The 22417-nt window shown below is 69.6% G+C and carries 18 protein-coding genes; 6 read left to right on the forward strand and 12 right to left on the reverse strand.

From position 1 onward, the window contains the following. Positions 1–80 precede the first annotated feature (80 nt). Positions 81–989 (reverse strand): EamA family transporter RarD, encoded by a 909-nt coding sequence (gene rarD, locus FHR20_RS12100; RefSeq protein WP_167299883.1) that lies wholly within the window; start codon positions 987–989, stop codon positions 81–83. 115 nt (positions 990–1104) lie between these two features. Here rarD and FHR20_RS12105 point away from each other — a divergent pair, with 115 nt between their 5' ends. Beyond that, positions 1105–2043, forward strand: a complete 939-nt coding sequence (locus FHR20_RS12105) for a hypothetical protein (RefSeq protein ID WP_167299884.1) — start codon at positions 1105–1107, stop codon at positions 2041–2043. A gap of 6 nt (positions 2044–2049) precedes the next feature. On the opposite strand, the gene FHR20_RS12110 is transcribed toward FHR20_RS12105, so the two are convergent. The 9 genes from FHR20_RS12110 to FHR20_RS12150 form a co-directional block, all read right to left on the reverse strand. Next, on the reverse strand, positions 2050–2349 hold the full coding sequence (locus FHR20_RS12110) for a YciI-like protein (RefSeq protein ID WP_167299885.1): 300 nt from the start codon (positions 2347–2349) through the stop codon (positions 2050–2052). Between the two features lies 1 nt (position 2350). Continuing rightward, on the reverse strand, positions 2351–3175 hold the full coding sequence (locus tag FHR20_RS12115) for a protein phosphatase 2C domain-containing protein (protein WP_167299886.1): 825 nt from the start codon (positions 3173–3175) through the stop codon (positions 2351–2353). Positions 3176–3184: 9 nt separating this feature from the next. Beyond that, positions 3185–3685: a GNAT family N-acetyltransferase gene (locus tag FHR20_RS12120; RefSeq protein WP_208413568.1), complete on the reverse strand. Its 501-nt coding sequence runs from the start codon at positions 3683–3685 to the stop codon at positions 3185–3187. A gap of 9 nt (positions 3686–3694) precedes the next feature. After that, positions 3695–4267 (reverse strand): MAPEG family protein, encoded by a 573-nt coding sequence (locus FHR20_RS12125; RefSeq protein WP_167299887.1) that lies wholly within the window; start codon positions 4265–4267, stop codon positions 3695–3697. A gap of 2 nt (positions 4268–4269) precedes the next feature. Beyond that, the gene (locus tag FHR20_RS12130) at positions 4270–5535 is read right to left on the reverse strand and encodes a dihydrolipoamide acetyltransferase family protein (protein WP_167299888.1); all 1266 of its coding nucleotides are present in this window, start codon (positions 5533–5535) and stop codon (positions 4270–4272) included. Between the two features lie 5 nt (positions 5536–5540). Continuing rightward, complete coding sequence (locus FHR20_RS12135; protein WP_167300497.1) at positions 5541–6545, reverse strand: alpha-ketoacid dehydrogenase subunit beta; 1005 nt, start codon at positions 6543–6545, stop codon at positions 5541–5543. A 29-nt stretch (positions 6546–6574) separates the two neighbouring features. Continuing rightward, positions 6575–7846, reverse strand: a complete 1272-nt coding sequence (locus FHR20_RS12140; protein WP_167299889.1) for a 3-methyl-2-oxobutanoate dehydrogenase (2-methylpropanoyl-transferring) subunit alpha — start codon at positions 7844–7846, stop codon at positions 6575–6577. A gap of 150 nt (positions 7847–7996) precedes the next feature. After that, the gene (locus FHR20_RS12145) at positions 7997–8650 is read right to left on the reverse strand and encodes a hypothetical protein (RefSeq protein WP_167299890.1); all 654 of its coding nucleotides are present in this window, start codon (positions 8648–8650) and stop codon (positions 7997–7999) included. Further along, complete coding sequence (locus FHR20_RS12150; RefSeq protein WP_243857298.1) at positions 8647–10785, reverse strand: M3 family metallopeptidase; 2139 nt, start codon at positions 10783–10785, stop codon at positions 8647–8649. Before FHR20_RS12150 ends, FHR20_RS12145 begins: the two co-directional genes overlap by 4 nt. A 124-nt stretch (positions 10786–10909) precedes the next feature. Between FHR20_RS12150 and FHR20_RS12155 the strand changes: the two genes are divergently transcribed. From FHR20_RS12155 to FHR20_RS12170, 4 genes are all read left to right on the forward strand, one after another. After that, positions 10910–11659, forward strand: coding sequence for an ImuA family protein (locus FHR20_RS12155; RefSeq protein WP_167299891.1), 750 nt, complete (start codon positions 10910–10912; stop codon positions 11657–11659). A gap of 166 nt (positions 11660–11825) precedes the next feature. Next, positions 11826–13394, forward strand: a complete 1569-nt coding sequence (locus FHR20_RS12160) for a DUF6504 family protein (protein WP_167299892.1) — start codon at positions 11826–11828, stop codon at positions 13392–13394. Next, positions 13391–16732 carry an error-prone DNA polymerase gene (locus FHR20_RS12165; RefSeq protein ID WP_167299893.1) on the forward strand — a complete coding sequence of 1114 codons (3342 nt, stop codon included), beginning with the start codon at positions 13391–13393 and terminating at the stop codon, positions 16730–16732. The genes FHR20_RS12160 and FHR20_RS12165 overlap by 4 nt, the downstream gene beginning before the upstream one ends. Continuing rightward, positions 16732–17271: a 2'-5' RNA ligase family protein gene (locus FHR20_RS12170; protein ID WP_167299894.1), complete on the forward strand. Its 540-nt coding sequence runs from the start codon at positions 16732–16734 to the stop codon at positions 17269–17271. The genes FHR20_RS12165 and FHR20_RS12170 overlap by 1 nt, the downstream gene beginning before the upstream one ends. Here FHR20_RS12170 and FHR20_RS12175 read toward each other — a convergent pair. After that, positions 17268–17840: a methylated-DNA--[protein]-cysteine S-methyltransferase gene (locus FHR20_RS12175; protein WP_167299895.1), complete on the reverse strand. Its 573-nt coding sequence runs from the start codon at positions 17838–17840 to the stop codon at positions 17268–17270. The two genes, FHR20_RS12170 and FHR20_RS12175, sit on opposite strands and share 4 nt — an antisense overlap. A gap of 36 nt (positions 17841–17876) precedes the next feature. Continuing rightward, entirely contained in the window at positions 17877–18881 is a 1005-nt protein-coding gene (locus tag FHR20_RS12180) for a fumarylacetoacetate hydrolase family protein (RefSeq protein WP_167299896.1), read from the reverse strand. Positions 18882–19018: 137 nt separating this feature from the next. Here FHR20_RS12180 and FHR20_RS12185 point away from each other — a divergent pair, with 137 nt between their 5' ends. Next, positions 19019–22333 (forward strand): PAS domain-containing protein, encoded by a 3315-nt coding sequence (locus FHR20_RS12185; RefSeq protein WP_167299897.1) that lies wholly within the window; start codon positions 19019–19021, stop codon positions 22331–22333. The last annotated feature ends 84 nt before the right edge of the window (positions 22334–22417 follow it).

Here is a 22417-nt window from a genome sequence, read left to right on the forward strand (position 1 = left end):
GCTTCGGGCGCGACAAGGGGCCCGGCGGAGTCGCGCATGCGCGGACCCCGTCGGCGACAATCCCGGATTTGAAGCGGAGTCTAGGCGTCTGTCGGCATGGGCGCGCGGGCAGCGCGGAGGCTGTCCCAGGCATAGAGTGCGCAACCCGCCCAGATCAGCGCGAAAGTGATCAGGTGGACGGTGCGCAGCGGCTCGCCCAGCGCGATCGCGACGAAGAACTGGATGGTCGGCGCGATATATTGGAGCAGCCCCAGCCTCGAGAGCGGCATCAGCCGCGCGGCGGCGGCGAACATCAGCAGCGGCGTCGCGGTGATCACGCCCGCGGCGAGGAGCAGCGCGTTCTGCCCGGCCGACACGCCGAAGCCGCTCGTCCCCTGTCCCGCGGTGTAGACCAGCCATGCGGCGGCGAAGGGGACCAGCAGGACTGTCTCGACGGTGAGCCCGCCCAGCGAATCGATCGCCACCACCTTGCGGACCAGCCCGTACAGGCCGAAGCTGAAGGCGAGCGCAAGCGAGATCAGGATCGCCCCGCCGCCGTCGAGCGCCATCACCAGCACGCCGGCACCGGCCACCGCGATCGCCGCTCCCTGCCAGCGCCGCAGCCGCTCGCCGAGTACGAGCATGCCGAGCGCGACATTGACCAGCGGATTGATGAAATAGCCCAGGCTCGCCTCCAGCACATGGCCGGTCTCGACCGACCAGATATAGACGAACCAGTTGATCGCGATCAGCGTGGCGCTGGCGCAGAGCAGCAACAGGGTGCGCCCGCGCGCCGCGCGCCAGATCGGGCCCGCCCGGCCGAGCGCGAAGACCAGCACGCCGAGGAACAGCACCGACCAGACGATGCGGTGCGCCAGGATCTGCAGCGCCGGCACGCTGGCCAGGACGTGGAAATAGAGCGGCAGGAAGCCCCAGATGCCATAGGCGCCGATGGCGAGGGCGAGGCCCTTGTGCCCGGATGCGCGTCCGGTAGCGGTGGTGCTGGTCATGCGGGCTCCTTGCGCGGGCGGGCGCCGCGGCGCAAGCAAGGCCGGCTTGGGACCGCCAAAGCGATTGCACGGAAACGCTTCCCCGCTAGGCTGTCGCCGGGAACTGGGGGAAATCATGTCGGACAATTGGGATGAGGAAGGCCCGCACGGCCATCCGCTGATCGCGACTCTGGCCGGGGGCGCCGTGCTGGTGCTCGCGGCGTTGCTGGGGCCGCGCTTCGGCTCGCCGTTGCCGTTGCCGGCGCTGCTGATCGGCGGCGCCGCGGCGGGGCTGGTGCTATGGCTGATCGGCTTTCTGGCGACGACGCGGCACGCGAATCTGGGATGGAAGCTCGGCTCGCTGGCCTTGCTGATCGGCGCCGGCGCCGGCGCGGCGGCGATCGCGCACGGCCAGTTCCAGACCCAGTCGCGCGCCGACGCAAGCAGCTTCGCCGAGATCGAACTGGCAGCGGACGGCACCCCGCTCCTGCCCGCCGGCGCCGCCGGCCGCGGGCCCGTCTCGCAGCTCTATGCCGATGCGCTGCAGGCCGATGTCGTCGCGCAGCGCGCCTTTGCCGATGCCTTGGCCAAGTTCGGCGCGGGCGCGCTCAACAGCCCCTATCTGCTTCAGCAGAACCCGCATGCGATCGGCAACTGCAAGGCGATCGAGCCGATCCGTGCGCTTGCCGGCGAGCAGAGCCTGGCGCGCACCGCGCGGCGCAAGGCCCTGGCCGAAGCGATCGGTAGCGCGAGCCTGCCCCGGGCGGCCAAGCTGGGCATCGCCAGGATCGCCGGCGACGCGGCGACGGATCCGCTGCTCGCCAACCAGCAGGCGATGCTCGACGCCACTGCCGAGCTGTGCGCGCTGCTCGCCCGCAGGAGCTGGTACAACGCCAATGGCTATTTCGGCTTCCGCAACGGCGCCGATGCCGCGGCCTTTGCCGCGCTGGGCGCCAGGCGCCGGGCGGTGGCGGAGGAAACGGGCGCGATCGACCGGGATGCCCGCGCGCGCATCACCGCCGGCCGCGACCAGGTACGCGACGCGCTCAGCCGCTCGATCTACGCCAGGGAGTAGCGGGGTTCAGGCAGCGGGCCGCACCGGGTTCGCCGCCTCGCGCCCGAGCACCGTGTTCCAGGGCAGCACGTCCCAGCCCGTCACCAGTCCGTTCGCGACATAGGGATCGGCCCGGGCAAAGGCCCGCGCGGCTGCCTCGCTGGAAAAGAGCAGCAGGGCGCTCTCGGGCGGATCGCCGACCGCGCCGCCCAGGATCAGCGCGCCCGTATCGGCGCTTTCCCAGGCCAGGGCCAGATGCGCGTCGCGGAAGCCGGCGCGGCGTTCGAGATAGTCGGGCGCGATGGCGTAGCGCAGGATCCAGTGCATCTCAGCCTCCGATGCGGAGCCACAGGGCCGTGGCGTCGTCCGATGCCTTGAACCGCGGAAAGCGCGCGCAGGCGGCATCCGCGCGCTCGATCGCCCGCAGCTCCTCCGCGATGGCGGCAAGGCCGCGGGCGCGGATCGCCTCCACCAGCGCGGTATCGTCATAGGCGGCATAGCTGTCGATCAGCGCGGCATAGCCGTCGCTCATCAGGAAGACCTCGTCGCCGGGGGCGCAGGCGATGCCGGCGGTATCGACTTGCGCCATGTGCTCGGGATCCACGCTGAGCACGCGCATGCCGGGCCGGCCGCGCGTCGCGCGGAGATTGGCGAGGATCGGCGCCGAGCGCTTGGGGCTGCCCAGGCCATGCTCGGCCAGGCTGGCGGCACGCTCCGCCTCGGAATTGCGGATCTCCCGCTCCGGACCGAGCCGCACGACCCCGCCGCCCGAGCGGAGAAAGCCGACGCAATCGCCCAGCCAGCCGATCTCGAGCCCCTCCGCGCCGAGCCGGACGGCGAGCGCCGAGGCAAGGGGATATTCCCAGCGATCCTCGGGATCGCGCGTGCGATCGCGTTCCCAGGCGGCCAGGATATGCGCGGCGACATCGGCATAGAGCGTGCCGATCGTCGCAGCGCCGGACCCGGTGAACGCCGCCTGCGCCACGCTCGCCAGCCAGGCCGCGCCGCCCTGGGCGCCGACCAGCCCCGGCGGACCGAGATCGGTGGCGCCGTCGATCACCCAGGCATGGGCGCGCGCGAAGCCCGCACGGTCGTCATTGGGAACGGAGACATCGCCGGCGAGGCTGATCGACTGGAGGAGATCGAAGTGCATGGCCCCGGTCTACACCGGCTTTGGGACGCTCCGCACCATGTAACGCGCATGCGGGCCATAACTGGAAAGCTTGGCCTGGAGGGCCGGGCTGCCCATCGGCGCGAAGCCCTGGGCCTGCCAGAAGGCGGCGGATTCGTTCACCGACACCAGCGCGATCGGCGCGTCGATCCCGGCGAACAACAGGTCGAGCCCCGCCCGCGCATTGCCGCCGCCGCGCGCTTCGGGAAGCAGCGCCAGGTCGTGGAGATACCAGCTGTCCCGATTCGACGGCAGCGCCCCCAGCAGCGTATCGAGCGGCGGGATCGCCTCCAGCGGCCAGGGATAGGCGATCAGATAGCCGGCCACCCGCCCCTCGCCCGCCAGCACGAAACAGGTGTCGGGCGCAAGCGCGAGCCGCTCGACGAAACAGGCGCGGCCTTCGGGATGGTCGGGAAAGGCGACACGGGCCACCGCGACGACACCGTCGAGATCGCCCGCCGTCATCGGCCGCCACTGAAGCAAGTCCTGCATTGCCATATCCTAGCGGCGGAGCACCCGGAAGAGCCAGAGCTCGATCAACGCGAAGGGGCCGAGCAGCGCCGCCACGCCGGGCCAGCCGGCCAGATCGAACCCGAATCGACCGACGCCCCAGAGCAGCACGACCATCCCGAGGAACATCGAATAGACGCCGAGCCCGCGCCACAGCGGATGGATGTGATAGCCGACCCACCATGCCCAGCGCCCGAGCGTCCAGACGATCGCGGTGGCGGCGATGAGGCGCAGGTCGGGCTCGTAATGGGCGAGCAGGAACAGGCCCGGCAGCAGCACCGCCAGCTGCTCGAGCGTGTTCTGGATATAGCGCTGGTTGACGACCAACCGCGGCGAATCGGCGCCGGCCAGCGGATCGATCGAGCGGTGGAACAGCCGCTCATGCGCGACCGCCTCGATGCCGGGCACGAGCGCGAGCAGCACCACCGCGCCCGAGCATTGGAGCGCGAACAGCATCGGCTGGGCCGCGATCGGCGGCAAGCCGTGGCGCAGCGCCAGCCACAAGCCGATCGCGACGGGGAGCGAGGCGGCGACGGCACCGGCGATGGTGGCCCGCCCCGCCATGCTCAGTCGGCGAACAGGAGGACAGGGGTTTCGAGCAGCTTCCGCACCGCCTGGACGAAGCTCGCCGCATCCCAGCCATCGACGACGCGGTGGTCGCAGCTGATCGACAGGTTCATCAGCTTGGCGCGGACGATCTCGTCGCCCTGGAAGATGGGACGCTCGACGATTTTGTTCGGCCCGATGATCGCCACTTCGGGCCGGTTGATCACCGGCGTGGTGGCGATGCCGCCGAGCGGGCCGAGCGACGTGACGGTGAGGGTGGAGCCCGACAGCTCCTCCGACTTGGCCTTGCCGGTGCGCGCCGCCTCGGCCAGGCGGCTGATCTCGGCGGCGAGCTGCCAGACATTCTTGTCCTGCGCGTCGCGGATCACCGGCACCATCAGCCCGGCATCGGTCTGCGCCGCCATGCCGAGATGCACCCGGCCGTGGCGCGTGACCACGCCGGCCTCGTCGTCATAGCGCGCATTGATCATCGGGAAATCGGGCAGCGCCCGGCAGATCGCGACGATCAGGAACGGCAACATGGTCAGCTTGGGGCGCGCCCCGCGATTGTCGTTGAGGTCGCCGCGCATCGCCTCGAGCGCCGTGACGTCGATCTCGTCGACATAAGTGAAGTGCGGGATGGCGCGCTTCGAGGCGGCCATGTTCTCGGCGATGCGGCGGCGCATGCCGATGACCTTGATCGGCTGGTCGTCGCGGGCCCGCGACGCGTGCGGAGCGTGATAGCCCTGGGCGCTGCCATAGCGCAGATAGGCGTCGAGATCGGCGTGGCGGATGTGGTTGCCGTCCGCCTTCACCACGGCGAGATCGATGCCGAGATCCTTGGCGCGGGCACGGACCGCGGGCGAGGCGAGGACCTGCCTGTGGGCGGCGGGCTCGGGTGCCGCGACCGGCACGGGTTCCGGAGCGGACGCGGGCACGCGTGCCGGAGCGGCCTCCACGACCTCTTCCACGCGGGGCGCCTCTGCCTCGACCTGCCGCTCGACCGGAGCCTCGGCAGCCACCGGCGCAGTCTCGGCGGCGTCGCCCTCGACTTCGATCACCATCAGCGCCGAGCCGATCGCCACCATCTCGCCGACTTCGCCGGCCAGCTCGACCACCACGCCGGAGACGGGCGATTCCATCTCGACCGTGGCCTTGTCGGTCATCATGTCGGCGACCTGCTGGTCCTCCGACACCTTGTCGCCGATCTTGACGTGCCAGGCGACGATCTCGGCCTCGGCAATGCCTTCGCCGATATCGGGCAGGCGGAAGGTGAAGCGTGCCATGCGGGTCAGTCCTTCAGGATCTTCTTGAGGGCGGTGCCGATGCGCACCGGCCCGGGGAAATAGGCCCATTCCAGGCTGTGCGGATAGGGCGTGTCGAAGCCGGTCACGCGTTCGATCGGGGCTTCGAGATGGTAGAAGCAGCGCTCCTGCACCTGGGCCGAAAGCTCGGCGCCGAAGCCCGAGGTGCGCGTCGCCTCGTGCACGATCAGGCAGCGGCCGGTCTTCTTCACCGATTCCTCGATCGTGTCGATGTCGAGCGGCACCAGCGTGCGCAGGTCGACGATCTCGGCATCGATGCCGAGTTCCTCGACCGTGTTGGCGACGACGTGCACCATCGTGCCGTAGCAGAGGATCGTCACTGCCTCGCCCGGGCGGACCACCGCGGCCTTGCCCAGCTCGACGCGATAATGGCCCTCGGGCACCTGGGCACCGGGATGATCGGCCCAGGTCTTGGCCGGACGATCGTAATGGCCGTGGAACGGGCCGTTGTAGATGCGCTTGGGCTCGAGGAAGAGGACGGGATCATTGTCCTCGATTGCCGCGATCAGCAGGCCCTTGGCGTCGTACGGCGTCGAGGGGATCACCGTCTTCATGCCCGAGACATGGGTGAAGATGCCCTCCGGCGACTGCGAATGGGTCTGGCCGCCGAAGATGCCGCCGCCATAGGGCGAGCGGATCGTGATCGGCGCAGTGAAGTCCGCCGCCGAGCGATAGCGCAGCCGCGCCGCTTCGGAGACGAGCTGGTCGAGCGCCGGATAGATGTAATCGGCGAACTGGATCTCGGGGACCGGGCGCAGGCCATAGGCGCCCATGCCGATCGCCACGCCCATGATGCCGATCTCGGTGATCGGCGTGTCGAAGGCGCGCGCCTTGCCATATTTGGCCTGGAGGCCGGCAGTGGCGCGGAAGACGCCGCCGAAATAGCCGACATCCTCGCCCATCACGATCACGTTCGGATCGCGCGCCATCATCACGTCCATGGCGGAGTTGATCGCCTGGATCATGTTCATCTGCGTCACGTCGCCCACGATCTCGTCGCTCACAGGCCGGCCGCCTTCTGCTCGTCCAGCATCTGCTGCTGCTGTTCCTTCAGGTGCCAGGGAATGGTCTCGAACACGCCTTCGAACATCGATTCGAAGGGCTGGTGCATGCCATGGCCGAGGATGCCGTTCTTCTCCGCTTCCTTCTGCGAGGCCTTGACCAGCTCGGCAAGCTCCAGGTCCTGCGCGGCGTGGCGCGCCTCGTCCCATTCGCCGATGGCGATGAGATGTTCCTTCAGCCGGCGGATCGGATCGCCGAGCGGCCAGGCATTGGGCTCGCCGGCCGAGCGATAGGCGGTGGGATCGTCGGAGGTCGAATGGCCCTCGGCGCGATAAGTGAAATGCTCGATCAGCGTCGGGCCCTGGTTGGTCCGCGCGCGCTCGGCGGCCCATTCGGTGGCCGCGTACACCGCCAGCGCGTCATTGCCGTCGACGCGCAGGCCGGCAATGCCATAGCCGATCGCGCGCGCGGCGAAGGTGGTCGCCTCGGCCCCGGCGAAACCGGAGAAGCTCGATATCGCCCATTGGTTGTTGACGACGTTGAAGATAACCGGCGCCTTGTAGACCGTCGCGAAGGTCAGCGCCGAGTGGAAGTCGCCCTCCGCCGTCGAGCCTTCGCCGCACCAGGTGGCGGAGATGCGCGTATCGCCCTTGGCCGCGCTCGCCATCGCCCAGCCGACCGCCTGGGGATATTGGGTGGCGAGATTGCCCGAGATCGAGAAGAAGCCGAACTCCTTCGAGGAATACATGATCGGCAGCTGGCGCCCTTCGAGCGGATCGGCCCTGTTCGAATAGATCTGGTTCATCATCTGCACGATCGGATAGCCGCGCGTGATGAGGATCCCCTGCTGGCGATAGGAGGGGAAGCACATGTCGTCGCCGGCCAGCGCCATCGCCGCTCCGATCGAGACGGCCTCCTCGCCGGTGGACTTCATGTAGAAGCTGGTCTTGCCCTGGCGCTGGGCACGGAACATGCGCTCGTCGAACGCGCGGGTGAGCGCCATCGAGCGGAGCATGCGGCGCTTGGCATCGGCATCGAGCCGCGGATCCCAGGGGCCGACCGCATTGCCCTCGTCATCGAGGACGCGGACCAGGCCGTACGCCAGCTCATGGAAACTGGAAGCCGCATCGGCGGTGTCGGGGCGGCGGGTGACGCCGGCGGGCGGCACCACGATGTCGCTGAAGTCCGCTTCGTCCCCCGGGCGGAATCGCGGCTCGGGCACGTGCAGCGCAAGCGGGGGCAGATTGGCGCGATCGCGCTCGCTCGACATGGGCTCTCCGGACATAGGCTCCCGTCGCCAAACGCGCGGGAATCACGTTTCGCGCTATTGTTATAAAATTTCAAAGCCCGGCGCAAGTAGGTCAGGGGTGCTGACCTGAAATGCCGCCCGAAATGCTGGGAATTCGCGTCGAAGCGAGGGTCAGGGCATCGGGTCGCCGCGCTTCCCATCGGGCACGATATCCGCCGCATTCAGCATGGCCGCCACCAACGCGCGAGTCTGTACGTCGAGGGTGCATTCGTGGCGGGTGACGACATGATCGCCGGCGGCGTCGAGCAGCTCGAATACCAGTTGGGTGCCGTCCATGCAGATCGCCATCTCCTCGTCGCGCGGGGCGTCGGCGAACTCCTGGCCGCCCCCATTGTCGGGCAGGCGCGCGGTGAAGCGAGCGGCGGCGAGCGCATCCGTCACCCGCGCGAAGCGATCGGCATCGAGCGCCTGCGTCTTGCGGCGGATGGCCACGCCCGGGCCATAGCCGCCCCTGCCGTTGGTAAGCGTGTAGTGGATCAGCGCCCGGCCATCGGCCCGCTGATCAATACGGATCACATAGGGCTGGGAGAAACTGGGCAGCACCAGCATGCGGAAGCGGCTGCGATAACCGTCCAGTGCATGCGGCGCCCACAGCACCGGCTCTTCCATCGAGGCGAGATGCTTGCCGAACCAGCCTTCGAGGAACCCGTCTTTGTTCGGCGCGAAATCCGGCGGAAGATAGTGGGTTTTGGGCACTGGCGCGTCCTGCGCCCAGGCAATACCGGGCGCGAGGAGCATCAGGGCGATGGCGAGCGCAGCCTTCATGCGACCGGGAACCCGCGCCGCCTGAACAGCGCCGACACGTCCGGATCCCTTCCCCGGAACGCACGATAGGCGAGCTTGCGGTCGGTCTCGTTGCCGGTGGAAAGCAAAGTCGCGCGGAAACGATCGGCGGTCGGTTTGTCCCAGACATTGCCCGCCTCCTGGAACGCCGCCCAGGTGTCCGCGTCCATCGTCTCGGACCAGAGATAGGAATAATAGCCGGCCGAATAGGCGTCGGACGAGAAGAGGTGGCCGAACTGCGGCATGCGGTGGCGCAGCACGATCTCCTTCGGCATGCCGAGTGCCGCCAGCGCTTCCTTCTCGAACGCGGCGATGTCGGTCACCGGCACTTCGCGGTCGTGCAGCTGCATGTCGAGGATCGCGCAGGCGAGATATTCGACCGTGTCGAAGCCCTGGTTGAAGGTCGACGACTTCTCGATCTTGTCGACCAGCGCCTGCGGCATCGGCGCGCCGGTCTTGTAGTGCTTCGCGTATTTATCCAGCACGTCGCGGGTGAGCAGCCAGTTCTCGTTCACCTGGCTGGGATATTCGACGAAGTCGCGCGGCGTGCCGGCCAGCCCCGGATAGGTGACGTTCTGGAGCAGGCTGTGGATCGCATGGCCGAATTCGTGGAACAGCGTCGTCGCATCGTCGAGGCTGATCAGCGTCGGCTCGCCGGCGCCGCCCTTGACGAAATTATTGTTGTTCGAAGCCAGCGTGTTGCGCACGCCGCCGAATTTCTGCTGGCCGCGATAGCGCGTCGCCCAGGCGCCCGAGCGCTTGCCCGACCGGGCATAGCCGTCGAAATAGAAGATGCCGATGTTCTTGCCGGTGCGCGTATCGGTCACTTCGAAGGTCCGCACGGCGGGATCGAAGACCGGCACGTCCTTCACTTCCCGGAAGCCGAGATCGTAGAGCCGGCCGGCAGCGTAGAAGGCGCCCTGGAGGATGTTGCCGAGCTCGAGATACGGCTTCACCTCGCTCTCATCCAGGTCGTACTTCGCCTTGCGGACCTTCTCGGCATAGAAGCGATAGTCCCAGGGCTCGATGGCGATCTTCGCCCCTTCCCGATCGGCGAGCGCCTGCATGTCGGCGACTTCCTGCGTGACGCGGGCGCGGGCGGCGGGCCATACCGCCATCATCAGCTTCATCGCATTGGCCGGGGTCTCGGCCATGGTGTCGTCCATGCGGTAATAGGCATGGTTCCTGAAACCGAGCAGCCTGGCGCGCTGCTGGCGGAGCTTCAGTATCTCGGCGATGCCCGCCTTGTTGTCGTTCGCATTGCCATTGTCGCCGCGCGAGACGAAGGCGCGCCACACCTTCTCGCGCAGCCCCCGGTCGGTCGAATAGGTGAGGAAGGGCGCGACCGAGGAGCGGGTGTTGACCACCGCCCATTTGCCGGCCAGCCCGCGATCGGCGGCGGCGCTGGCGAGCGAGGCCTTGAAGCTGTCCGGCAGCCCGGCGAGCTGGGCTTCGGAATCGAGGACGATCCAGGTCTCCTCGTCCGCCAGCAGATGGCGGCTGAAATCGGAAAAGGCCGAGGCGAGCGCCTGGTTGAGCCGGCTGACCTCGGCGCGATCGGCATCGGAAAGGGCGGCGCCGCGGCGGACGAAGCCGCGATAGCTGCGCTCGAGCAGGCGCAGCTGCTGCGCATCGAGCTTCTGGCCGGCGCGCGTGTCGTACGCGCCCTTTATCCGCGCGAAGAGCAAAGGATCGAGGAACAGCTCGTCATTCGCCCTGGTGAGCCTGGGGCTCCATTCGCGATCGATCGCCTGGACCTGCTTGTCGGCCAGGTTGCTCTCATAGACGCCCCAGGCCGATTCGACACGGTCCATCGTGTCGCCCGCCTTCTGCATCGGCTCGATCACGCTGTGGAAGGTGGGGGCGGTGCGCGCGTCGCGGATCGCATGAATCTCCCGGCGCTGTTCGGCGATCGCCGCTTCGAAGGCGGCAGGGAACATCTCCACCTTGAACTTGTCCCAGGGAGGCACGCCGCCATAGCCGCCCGGCCAGGGCTTGAGCAGAGGCGCGGCGTCCACGATGTCGGCGGCTTTGGCCATCAGGCTCCCCATGAAAGGCGTTGCGAGCAAGGCGCTGGTGCCGAGAAGCGCCTGGCGGCGGCTGAGGTTGCGGATCAAGTTCCGAAGGCTCCCTGGAATCGGTGAATCGAGCCGAGCTTAGGGAGGTGCCGCGGAATGGCAATTGACTCGTCGGCAATAAGGAACAGAATAGGAACATTCTGTTCTCCGAGTCGTGCGCCCTATGGCCGATCCTGCCGTCCTGAAGCAATTGCGCGACACGCTGCGCGGTCTCGAGACCGGTGGATTCCGCCGGCGGCCTTCGCTGCCCTTCGGCATCGAGGCAATCGATTCGCGCCTCGCCGATGGCGGCTTCAGGCTCGACGCCCTGCACGAAGTGGCGGCGGGCACGAGCGACATGGCCGATGATTGCGCGGCCACCCTGTTCCTCGCCGGAATCGCGGCGCGCGCCTGGGGCCCGGTGCTCTGGGTGGTGCGGCGGCGCGACCTGTTCGCGCCCGGTCTCGCCCAGTCGGGGCTCGATCCCAAGCGCCTGATCTATGCCGAGGCGAAGGACGATGCCGAACTGCTGGCGATCATGGAGGAAGGGCTGCGCCACCGCGGACTGGGCGCGGTGATCGGCGAGGCCAGGCGCGCGGACATGACCGCGACGCGCCGGCTCCAGCTGGCGGCCGAGGGCGGGCGGACGATCGCGCTGCTGCTGAAGCGCGCCGCGCGCGAGGGGAGCGACCCGATCGGCATGCCTTCGGCGGCGGTGACGCGCTGGCGCGTGACCTGCGCCCCTTCGGCGCCGCTGCCGGTGGCGGGCGTCGGGCGGCCGCGCTGGCGGCTGGAGCTGGCGCGGCAAAAGGGGGGCGAGGGTTTCGAGACGATAGTGGAGGCATGCGATGCAACGGGTCGCTGCGCTCTTCCTTCCCCTGTGGCCGATCGAAAGGCTGTGGCGGGCGGAACGGCGCGCCGGCGCGCGGCCTGACGCGCGCGCGCTCCCCGCTCCGCAAGCCCCGCTCCGCAAGCCCGCGCAGCACGAGGGGCATTGGCGGCCGGGCGCCAGATGGGCGCAGGAGGATGAACCTCAACTCCTCCCCGGAACGGGGAGGGGGGCCACCGCCTCAGGCGGTGGTGGAGGGGGTTCTCCTCAAATGCTGTCGCCGGTGGAAGCCCCCCTCCACCAAGCCGCTTCGCGCCTTGGTCCCCCTCCCCGTTCCGGGGAGGAATTAAAGCCCCTCGTCACTTCCCTCCGCAACGGCAGCCGTATCGAGATCGCCGCCGCCTGCCCCGCCGCCCAGGCGCTGGGGCTGAGGCCCGGCATGGCAGTCACCCAGGCACGTGCGCAGGTGCCGGGGCTCGACATCCGCCCGGCCGATCCGGAGGGCGATCTCGCATCGCTCGAGAGCCTGGCGATCCTTGCCGCGCGGCGCTGGTCGCCGGTGGTGGCGGTGTCCGGAACGGAGGGACTGATGCTCGACCTTTCCGGCACCGCGCATCTGTTCGGCGGCGAGGAAGGGATGGCGCGGCGCATCGTGACGCTGCTCGCGCGCGCCGGCTTCGCCGCCCGCATCGCCATCGCCGACACCCCCGGCGCCGCCTGGGCGCTCGCGCGGTTCCAGGGCAACTGCATCTGCCCGCCCGGCGAGCAGGCCCGCGCGCTCGACGACCTCCCCACCCCGGCGCTGCGCATCGACGCGGCGGCAGTGGAACTGCTCAGGCGCCTGGGCATCGACCGGATCGGCCAGCTCGCCGCCCTGCCCCGCGCGCCGCTCGTCCGCCGCTTCGGCGCCGCTACGGTGCTGCGGCTCGACCAGGCGCTGGGCCGCGTCGCCGAACCGCTCGCCCCGGTGATCCCGCCCGAGGCGATCGCCGTCCGCCAGCGCTTCGCCGAGCCGATCGCCACCGCCGAGGCGATCGAGCATTGGCTGGGCGTGCTCACGCCGCGCCTCGCCGCCGCGCTCGAGGCCGAGGGGCTGGGCGTGCAGGCGCTCGAGTGCATCGCCGAACGCGTCGACGGCGTGCCGCAGCGCATCCGCATCGGCCTTGCCCGCCCCAATCGCAACGGCGCCCATCTGCTCCGCCTGCTCAAGCGCCGAATCCAGGATGTCGAGCCGGGTTACGGCATCGATGCGATTACCCTCCATGTCCGCCGCGCCGCCATGCTCGGGCCCGAGCCGGCGATCGAGCGGCTGGACGAGGAAGCCGCGCCCGACCTCGCCACGCTGGTGGACACGCTGGCGACGCGGATCGGCCCGGCGGCCATGTGGCGGATGCGGCCGGTGGAAAGCGACGTGCCCGAGCGATCCCTGATGCGCGCGCCGGTGCTCGATCCGCCCGCGCGCGGAGCGCTGCGCGCGAAGCTCGACGATGTCCGCCAGCTCGATCGCAACCCGCCCTTGCCGCCCTGGCACCCGGGCTGGCCGCGCCCGGCGCGGCTGCTCGCCCGGCCCGAACGACTCGATCACGTCATGGCCGAGCTGCCCGACCATGCCCCGCGCCGCTTCACCTGGCGCGGGCGCGCCCATCAGGTGATCCATGCCGACGGGCCCGAGCGCATCCAGGGCGAATGGTGGAAGCGCGATGCCGAGCGGATGAGCGTGCGCGACTATTTCCGCGTCGAGGACGAGACGGGCCGCCGCTACTGGCTGTTCCGCTCGGGCGATGGCGAGCGCGCGGTGACCGGCGATCTCAGCTGGTATCTCCACGGCGTGTTCGGATGACCTATTCCGAACTCCAGGTGACCACGCATTTCTCGTTCCTGCGCGGCGCCTCCTCGCCCGAGGACCTGTTCCGCACGGGCGCGCTGCTCGGCCTGCCCGCGCTCGGCATCGTCGATCGCAATTCGGTGGGCGGGGTGGTGCGGTCGCTGGTCGCGGCAGAGCAGTTCAGCGATCTCGGCGTGCCGATCCGGATGATCGCCGGCTGCCGGCTCGACCTGGCCGATGGCAGTTCGGTGCTGGTCTGGCCCGAAGACAGTGCCGCCTGGTCGCGGCTCACCCGGCTGCTCACCCTCGGCAAGTCGCGGGCGGACGCGCAGAAGGGCGAGAAGGGGCAGTGCTTCCTCCATTGGGAGGACCTGGCCGAGGCGGCGCAGGGGATGGTCGGCGCGCTGGTGCCCGGCCTCGCCGATCGCGGCGACCCCCAGGCCCTCCAATGGATTGCGGACCTGTTCGGGGAGCGCGGCCATGTCTGCCTCACGCAGCATCGCCGCCCGGGCGACGCGATGCGGCTGCACGAACTGAACCTCGCCGCCCGCCGCTTCGGCCTCACGCCGCTCGCCACCGGCGACGTGCTCTACGACACGCCCGACCGGCGCATGCTGCAGGACGTGGTCACGGCGATCCGCGAGAAATGCACGATCGACGAACTCGGCTTCCGCCGCGAACGCAGCGCCGACCGGCACTTGAAGTCGCCGGAGGAAATGGCGCGCCGCTTCCGCGACTATCCGCAGGCGCTCGCCGCCTCCGAGGCGATCGCCGAGCGCTGCACCTTCACTCTTCGCGACCTCAGGCACCAATATCCCGAGGAAGAGGTCATCCATGGCCGCAGCGCGCAGGAGGCGCTCGCCGCGCTCGCCTGGAACGGGCTCAGGCAGAAATTCGCCGGCAAGCCCTCGCAGGCGCACCGGGACCTGCTCGCCCATGAACTCGGCCTGGTCGAGCAGATGGGCTACGCGCCCTATTTCCTCACGGTCAATTCGATCGTCCAGTTCGCGCTGAGCCAGCAGATCCTCTGCCAGGGGCGGGGAAGCGCTGCCAATTCGGTGATCTGCTTCGCGCTGGGCATCACGTCGATCGATCCGATCGAACACCAGCTGCTGTTCGAACGCTTCATCTCGACCGAGCGCAAGGAGCCGCCCGACATCGACGTCGATTTCGAGCATGAGCGGCGCGAGGAAGTGATCCAGTGGATCTACGACACCTATGGCCGCGATCATGCCGCGCTCACCGCGGTGGTGATCCGCTTCCGCGCGCGCAGCGCCTTGCGCGAGGTCGGCAAGGCGATGGGCCTGCCCGAGGACATGACCGCGGCGCTCTCCTCCCAGGTCTGGGGCTGGTCGAACGACGTCGACGACCGCCATGCCGATACGCTCAACCTCGACCGCAACGATCCGCGGCTGGCGCTGACCCTGGAGCTCGCGCGCCAGCTGGTCGACACGCCGCGCCACCTCTCCCAGCATCCCGGCGGCTTCGTGCTCACCCGCGACCGGCTGCACGACCTGATCCCGGTGGAACCCGCCGCGATGATCGATCGCCATGTCGTCGAATGGGAGAAGCTCGATATCGAGGAACTGGGCTTCATGAAGGTCGACATCCTCGGCCTCGGCATGCTCGGCTGCATGCGCCGCGCCTTCGACCTGCTGGCCGCGCACAAGCGCATCCATCTCACCCTCGCCGCGCCGCTGATGCAGGGCGAGGACGCGCCGACCTTCGAGATGATCCGGCAGGCGGATACGCTGGGCGTGTTCCAGATCGAGAGCCGCGCGCAGATGTCGATGCTGCCGCGGATGAAGCCCGTGAATTTCTACGACATCGCGATCCAGGTCGCGATCGTCCGGCCCGGGCCGATCCAGGGCAACATGGTCCACCCCTATCTGAAGCGCCGGCAGAATCCGGAGCTGGTCGACTATCCCTCGCCCAGGCTGAAGGCGGTGCTGAAGAAGACGCTGGGCGTGCCGCTGTTCCAGGAACAGGCGATGCAGGTGGCGATCGTCGGCGCCGGCTTCACCGCCAGCGAGGCGGACCGGCTGCGCCGCGCGATGGCGACGTTCAAGTCGAGCGGCGATATCGGCGAGTTCGGCCCCAAGCTGATCGAGGGCATGCGCAGGAACGGGATCAGCGAGACCTTCGCCGCGCAGATGGTCGAGCAGATCAAGGGCTTCAGCAATTACGGCTTTCCCGAGAGCCACGCCGCCAGCTTCGCCAAGATCGCCTATGCCTCGAGCTGGATGAAATGCCATCACCCGGACGTGTTCTGCACGGCATTGCTCAACGCGCAGCCGATGGGCTTCTATGCGCCCGCCCAGCTGATCCGCGATGCGCGCACGCATGGGGTGGAAGCGCGCGCCGTCTGCATCAACGACAGCGACTGGGACACGCGGATGGTGCCCGAGGGATCGAACCCGCGTGCACGGGATTCACGCTTCTGCGGCACCGAAGCGGACTGGGCGGGCCTGCAGCCGATCCGGCTCGGCATGCGGATCGTGCAGGGGCTGTCCCAGGAAGATGCCGAGGCCATATTGAAGGCGCGCGCACAGGCCCGCTTCGCTTCGATCGAGGACGTCTGGCGCCGTGCCCGCGTGAAACCCGCCGCGCTCGAACGGCTGGCGCGCGCCGATGCCTTCCGGGCACTCGGCCTGGACCGGCGCCAGGCGCTCTGGGCGATCCGGGGATTGGGACAGGCGCCGCTCGACCTGTTCGCCGCCGCCGATGCCCGCATGAATGCGAGCATGGCCGAGATCACCGAGCCGCAGGTGGCGCTGCTGCCGCTCACCGAGGGGCGCGAAGTGGTGGAGGATTATCGCGCCACCCAGCTGTCGCTGCGCGCCCACCCCCTCTCCTTCCTGCGCGCACGGCTCGCGGCCCGGCGGATCGCACGCTGCGCGGACCTGCTGGACATGAAGGACGGGCAGCGGGTGGAGGTCGCCGGCCTGATCCTCGTCCGCCAGCGGCCGGGCAGCGCCAAGGGCGTGGTGTTCGTCACGCTGGAGGACGAGACCGGCATCGCCAATGCCGTGCTCTGGGCAGACCGGTTCGAAGCCGATCGCCGCACCGTGATGTCGGCGACGATGCTGGCGATCGCCGGCCGGGTGCAGCGCGAAGGCATCGTCATCCATCTCGTCGCCGAACGGATCACCGACCTCACGCCATGGCTGCGCGAAGTCGGCGAACTCGACCTGCCCCGCGCGACCATGCCCGGCGACGGGGCGACGCATGGCGGCGAGATCGACCCGCGCGAGCGGCCCGCGCCCCGCCAGCGCCCCGCCGACAGCGGGCCGCCGCGCCGCAGCCTCAAGGCGCCGGACCTGATTCCGGTGCGCTCGCGGGACTTCCACTGATGCCGATCCACGGACACCGCCTGTTCTACGCGCTGCGCCCGGCACCGCTGGCCCGCAACCTGATCGGCGTCCAGCGCGACCGGCTCGGGCTGGCCGATGCCCTGGTAGGGAATGACCGGCTGCACATGACTCTCGGCATCACCGAGGATTTCGACCACCGCCCCTATGCCGAGGCCAAGCAGCTGATCGCGATCGGCGCGCAGGTCGCGGCGGCGCCGGTGCCGGTCATGCTCGACCGCGTCTCGGCGGGCGGCGACTCGATCGCATTGCGGCCCGCCCGCAAGATCGACGCGCTCGCCGAGCTGGGCCGCCAGCTGCAGCGCGGCCTGGCCGCCGCCACGCTGCTCCGCCGGGGCTGGGAGTTCCACCCGCACGTCACCTTGCTCTATCGCAAGGGCCGCCCCTTCACGCAGAGGATCGAGCCGATCGGCTGGGATGCGACCGATTTCGTGCTGATCCACTCGATCCTGGGCGCGCACCAGCATATCGAGCTGGGCCGCTGGCCGCTGATCGACCGGCAGGGATCGTTCGGCTTCTAGAAGCCCAGGCCCAGCTGCGGCATGTCGCGGGTGACGATGCCGTCCTGCACCTCGACGCCCTCGAGGGCGAGCATGTGCGCCTTGGACAGCGACCCGCCAGGCGCGGAGAAGCCGCCGATGCGCCCGTTCGCGGCCGTCACGCGGTGGCAGGGAATGATCAACGGCACCGGATTGGCCGCCATTGCCTGGCCGACGTCGCGCGCGAATTCCGGCCCCGCGTCGAGCGCCCTGGCGATCGCGCCATAGGTCGCCGTCTCGCCCCAGCCGAGCTGGCGCACATGGGCATAGACGCGGTCGAAAAAGGGCTCCTGCCGCCCGAGATCGACGGCCACGCCCGCAAAGTCGACGCGCTCCCCGGCGAAATAGCGCCGCGCATCATCGATCACGGCCTGCACCTGCGGCGGCGGCGGCACCGCCTTCGCATCCGGCAGGCGGCGCAGCAGCGAACGCTCCGCCTCCCGCGCCGTGCCAGGGGGCAGTCGGAAGCTGCGGATGCCGCTGGCGTTCCAGCCGATCGCGGCGAAACCCGCGGCGGTCTCGAACACCGAATAGCCGTTCTCCATCGTCATGACACGGAGATCGGGAGGCCGGGCCGGGTTCGCAACCTATCCCCCGACGGTCTGCTCGATCACGCCGAAGATCGGGTGGTGCCGGTCGTCCTCGGCCCAGATGCGCACCGTGTCGCCGGCCTTGAGGAAGGGCGTGACCGGTGCGCCGCCGCGGATCGTCTCGATCGTCCGGATCTCGGCGATGCACGAATAGCCGACGCCGCCTTCGCCCACCGGCGTGCCGGGCCCGCCATCCGCGCCGCGGTTCGAAACCGTGCCCGAGCCGATGATCGTGCCGGCGCCGAGCTTGCGCGTCTTCGCGGCATGGGCGACCAGGGTGCCGAAGTCGAAGGTCATGTCCACCCCGGCCTCGGCCCGGCCGAAGGGCTTGCCGTTCACATCGACCATCAGCCTGCGATGGAGCTTGCCGTCCTGCCACCAGTCCCCCAGCGAATCGGGCGTGGCGAAGACCGGCGAGAAGGCGCTGGCCGGCTTGGACTGGAAGAAGCCGAAGCCCTTGGCGAGCTCGCCGGGGATCAGGTTGCGCAGCGAAACGTCATTGGTGAGGCCGACCAGCCGGATCGCGGCGAGCGCCTCCTCGCGGCTCGCACCCAGCGGCACGTCGCCGGTGACGACCACCACTTCGCCTTCCAGGTCGCAGCCCCAGGCTTCGTCGGCGAGCGGGATCGGGTCGCGCGGGCCGAGGAACCCGTCGCTGCCGCCCTGATACATCAGCGGATCGTGCCAGAAGCTCTCGGGCATCTCCGCCCCGCGCGCCTGCCGCACCAGCGCGACATGGTTCACATAGGCCGAGCCATCGGCCCATTGATAGGCGCGCGGCAGCGGCGCGGCGGCAAGCCGTTCGTGGAAACGCTCGCGCGGGATCACTTCATGGTCGAGATCGGTGGCGAGGTTCCGCAGATCGGCCTCGACCCGGTCCCAATTGTCGAGTGCCGCCTGCAGCGTCGGCGCGATCATGTCGGCACTGGCATACCAGGCCAGGTCGTTCGATACGACTACCAGCTTGCCGTCACGGCCGTTCTTCAGGCTTGCGAGCTTCATCGGTCTCTCCTTTGCTCCATCCATAGCCGCCCGCGCGGGCAAGTCGAGTTGACTCGGTCGGTTGACTCGCGCGCCGGGCCCCCGCATCGGTTGGGGCCATGGACGCCGCCCCGCGCTTTCTGGATCACGAAGGCGAGATGGCGGAACGAATCCGCACGTTCGACTGGGCGAACCACCCGCTCGGGCCGCCCGAAACCTGGCCCGACGCGCTCGGCTTCGCGCTCGACCTGGCACTCGCCTCGACCTTTCCCACCGCCATCTACTGGGGCGAGGATCTCCACCTCCTCTACAATGATGCCTGGGCGCCGATCCCGGCGGAGCGCCATCCCGGCGCGCTGGGCCGCCCGGCGCGCGAAGTGTGGCGCGACATCTGGGACGTGGTGGGCCCGCAGATGGCAAGCGTGACTGCCACGGGGCGGGGCTTCGCGATCTACGACCAGTTCCTGGCGATGGAACGCGCCGGCCGCAGCCAGGAGACCTGGTGGAACTACAGCTTCACGCCGATTCGCGACGGCGCGGGCCGGGTATGCGGGCTGATCAATCAGGGCAACGAGACGACGCGCTCCGTGCTGGCCGAGCGGGCGCGCCTGGCGGAAGCGGCGCGTCTGCGCGACCTGTTCGAGCAGGCGCCCGGCGCGATTGCGCTGCTCCACGGCCCGGAGCATCGCTTCGAATTCGCCAATTCGGAATATCTCGCGCTGGTCGGCGGGCGCCCGGTGCTCGGCAGGACGGTGGCCGAGGCGCTGCCGGAGCTGGTCGACCAGGGTTTCGTCGCCCTGCTCGACACCGTCCATGCCAGCGGCGAGCCCTTCCGCGCGGACGGCGTGCCGGTGCTGCTCCAGCGCAGCGCCGATGCGCCGCCCGAGACGCGCTTCCTCGATTTCGTCTATCAGCCGGTCAAGGACGAGCGCGGCAACACCACCGATATCTTCGTCGCCGCCAACGACGTGAGCGAGCGCGCGGCGGCGGAAGAGGCGCTGCGCCGGAGCGAGGAGCAGCTGCAGCTCGCCCTCAACGCCTCGCTCGGCGTCGGCACCTGGGTATGGGACGTGCCTGCCGACCTGGTCGCGGCGGATGCCCGCTTCCTGCGCCTCTACGGCGTCGACGAGGGGCTGGCCGGCACGGGCACGCCGATCGCGCAGTTCTTCGTCAACGTGCATCCCGGCGACCGCGCCCGGCTGGAAGCGGGCATCGCCCGCACGCTTGGCGAGCGCGTTCCGTTCAACGAGGAATATCGGCTGATCCAGCCCGACGGCACGCTGCGCTGGGTGAGCGCCCAGGGCCGCGCGACCTTCGACGACGAAGGCCGCCCGCTACGCTTCCCCGGCGTCGCCTTCGACATCACCGAGCGCAAGCTGGCCGAGGAAGCCGCGCGCGACGCCGCAGAGGAATTGCGCGAGGCGAACGAAGCCCAGGCGTTTCTCGGCGCGCTGGCCGATCATCAGCGGGCGCTCGATTCGGCCGACGCGGTGATGCGTTTCACTGCGGCGGCGCTGGGCGAGCAGCTGGGGCTCGACCGGGTGGGTTTCCACCGCGTGCAGGGCGACGAAGTGCGCTTCGGCCCGCATTGGAGCAATGACGTGCTGGCTCCGCTGGAAGACACGCTGGCGATCGACGCGCTGGGAGACAATGCCCGCGCCTATCGCATCGGGCGCACCGTGGTGCTCCACGACGTCGCGCGCGAGGCGCCGGGGCTGGCGCACATCGCCGGCGCGGGCGTGGGCGTGCCGCTGCTGCGCGGCGGGCAATGGGTGGCGGTGATGTCGATCAACACCGCCGCCCCGCGCCGCTGGTCGGCCGAGGAAGTCGCCTTTGTCGAAGCGGTGGCGGAAACGGCCTGGGACGCGGTGGAACGCATCGAGGCAGTGGCGGCGCTGCGGGAAAGCGAAACCAAGTTCCGCGCCATCGCCAATTCGATCGACCAGATGGTCTGGTCGTCGCTGCCCGACGGCTATCACGATTATTACAACGACCGCTGGTACGAATATACCGGCGTGCCCCCGGGCAGCACCGATGGCGAGGCGTGGAAGAACATGTTCCACCCCGACGACCGCGAACGCACCTGGGCCGAGTGGCACCACAGCCTGGAAACGGGCGAGCGCTATCGGATCGAATATCGGCTGCGCCATCGCTCGGGCCGGTATCGCTGGGTGTTGGGCAGCGCCCAGCCGGTACGGGACGAGCGGGGCCGGATCACCCGCTGGTTCGGCACCTGCACCGATATCCAGGACATTGTCGATGCGCGCGAAGTGCTCGCCCGTTCGCGCGAGGCGCTCGAGGCGGCCGTGCGCGAGCGCACCGAGCAGCTGATGGCGGCAGAGGCGCGGCTGCGCCAGGCGCAGAAGATGGAAGCGGTCGGCCAGCTCACCGGCGGCATCGCGCACGACTTCAACAACATGCTCGCCGTGGTGATCGGCGCGCTCGACCTGCTCGAGCGGCGGCTGAAGCAGGGCAATCGCGACATCGGCAAATACATCACCGCCGCGCGCGACGGCGCCACTCGCGCTGCGGGCCTCACCCAGCGGCTGCTCGCCTTTTCGCGCCAGCAGCCGCTCGCTCCGGTGGCGATCGACACCAATGCGATGGTGGAGAGCATGATCGAACTGCTCGTCCGCACCCTGGGCGACGACGTGACGGTGGAGACCGTGCTGCCGCCCGGCATCGCGCCGCTGCTGGCCGATCCCAACCAGCTCGAGAATGTGATCCTCAATCTCTCGGTCAATGCGCGCGACGCGATGCCGGGCGGCGGCAGGCTGGTGCTCACCACCGCCAATGCGCGGTTCGACGCGGCCGAGGCGGCGGGGCTGGAACTGCAGCCGGGCAGCTATGTCGAGATCGCCGTGGCCGACAGCGGCACCGGCATGACGCCCGAAGTCGCCGCGCGCGCCTTCGACCCCTTCTTCACCACCAAGGGCGTCGGCAAGGGTACCGGCCTCGGGCTCAGCCAGGTGTTCGGCTTCGTCCGCCAGTCGGGCGGCGCGGTGCGGATCGAGACCGCGCCGGGCCGGGGCACCACCGTGCATCTCTATCTGCCCGTCCACCAGGGCGAAGCACCGGCGGCGCGGTCCGAGCGGGCCGCGTCGGCGCCCGCCGGCGGCCGGCCCGGCGAAGTGGTGCTCGTCGTCGAGGACGAGGAACGGGTGCGCAACTATTCGATCGAGGCGCTGCGCGAGCTCGGCTATCAGGTGCTCGGCGCGCGCGACGGCCCCGAGGCGCTGCGGCTGATCGACCGGGTGCCGCACGTCTCGCTGCTGTTCAGCGACGTGGTGATGCCCGAGCTGACCGGCCATGAGCTGGCCGCCCGCGCCCGCACGAAGCTGCCCGGGCTCCGGGTGCTGCTGACCAGCGGCTATGCCCCGGAAACGGCGCGCGTGGCGGGCGAGACGATCCTCGCCAAGCCCTTCGATCTCGATCGCCTCGCCACCGCCGTTCGCGCCGCGCTGGACGCATAGGGTCTTGACCGAATCGCCGGCGCGGGCCATGCGCGCCGCGGCTCCGGCGCCCCGCGCCCCGGCCTCCGTACCGCCCAGCCGCCG

The sequence above is a fragment of the Sphingomonas leidyi genome (assembly GCF_011761945.1).
Taxonomy (GTDB): domain Bacteria; phylum Pseudomonadota; class Alphaproteobacteria; order Sphingomonadales; family Sphingomonadaceae; genus Sphingomonas; species Sphingomonas leidyi.

Coding starts and splice junctions, on each gene's coding strand:
- rarD (WP_167299883.1), bottom strand. CDS start 989: ATGACCAGCACCACCGCTACCGGACGCGCATCCGGGCACAAGGGCCTC.
- FHR20_RS12130 (WP_167299888.1), bottom strand. CDS start 5,535: ATGGCACGCTTCACCTTCCGCCTGCCCGATATCGGCGAAGGCATTGCC.
- FHR20_RS12125 (WP_167299887.1), bottom strand. CDS start 4,267: ATGGCGGGGCGGGCCACCATCGCCGGTGCCGTCGCCGCCTCGCTCCCC.
- FHR20_RS12170 (WP_167299894.1), top strand. CDS start 16,732: ATGCCGATCCACGGACACCGCCTGTTCTACGCGCTGCGCCCGGCACCG.
- FHR20_RS12145 (WP_167299890.1), bottom strand. CDS start 8,650: ATGAAGGCTGCGCTCGCCATCGCCCTGATGCTCCTCGCGCCCGGTATT.
- FHR20_RS12160 (WP_167299892.1), top strand. CDS start 11,826: ATGCTGTCGCCGGTGGAAGCCCCCCTCCACCAAGCCGCTTCGCGCCTT.
- FHR20_RS12120 (WP_208413568.1), bottom strand. CDS start 3,685: ATGCAGGACTTGCTTCAGTGGCGGCCGATGACGGCGGGCGATCTCGAC.
- FHR20_RS12165 (WP_167299893.1), top strand. CDS start 13,391: ATGACCTATTCCGAACTCCAGGTGACCACGCATTTCTCGTTCCTGCGC.
- FHR20_RS12180 (WP_167299896.1), bottom strand. CDS start 18,881: ATGAAGCTCGCAAGCCTGAAGAACGGCCGTGACGGCAAGCTGGTAGTC.
- FHR20_RS12155 (WP_167299891.1), top strand. CDS start 10,910: ATGGCCGATCCTGCCGTCCTGAAGCAATTGCGCGACACGCTGCGCGGT.
- FHR20_RS12185 (WP_167299897.1), top strand. CDS start 19,019: ATGGCGGAACGAATCCGCACGTTCGACTGGGCGAACCACCCGCTCGGG.
- FHR20_RS12135 (WP_167300497.1), bottom strand. CDS start 6,545: ATGAACATGATCCAGGCGATCAACTCCGCCATGGACGTGATGATGGCG.
- FHR20_RS12175 (WP_167299895.1), bottom strand. CDS start 17,840: ATGACGATGGAGAACGGCTATTCGGTGTTCGAGACCGCCGCGGGTTTC.
- FHR20_RS12115 (WP_167299886.1), bottom strand. CDS start 3,175: ATGCACTTCGATCTCCTCCAGTCGATCAGCCTCGCCGGCGATGTCTCC.
- FHR20_RS12110 (WP_167299885.1), bottom strand. CDS start 2,349: ATGCACTGGATCCTGCGCTACGCCATCGCGCCCGACTATCTCGAACGC.
- FHR20_RS12140 (WP_167299889.1), bottom strand. CDS start 7,846: ATGTCGAGCGAGCGCGATCGCGCCAATCTGCCCCCGCTTGCGCTGCAC.
- FHR20_RS12105 (WP_167299884.1), top strand. CDS start 1,105: ATGTCGGACAATTGGGATGAGGAAGGCCCGCACGGCCATCCGCTGATC.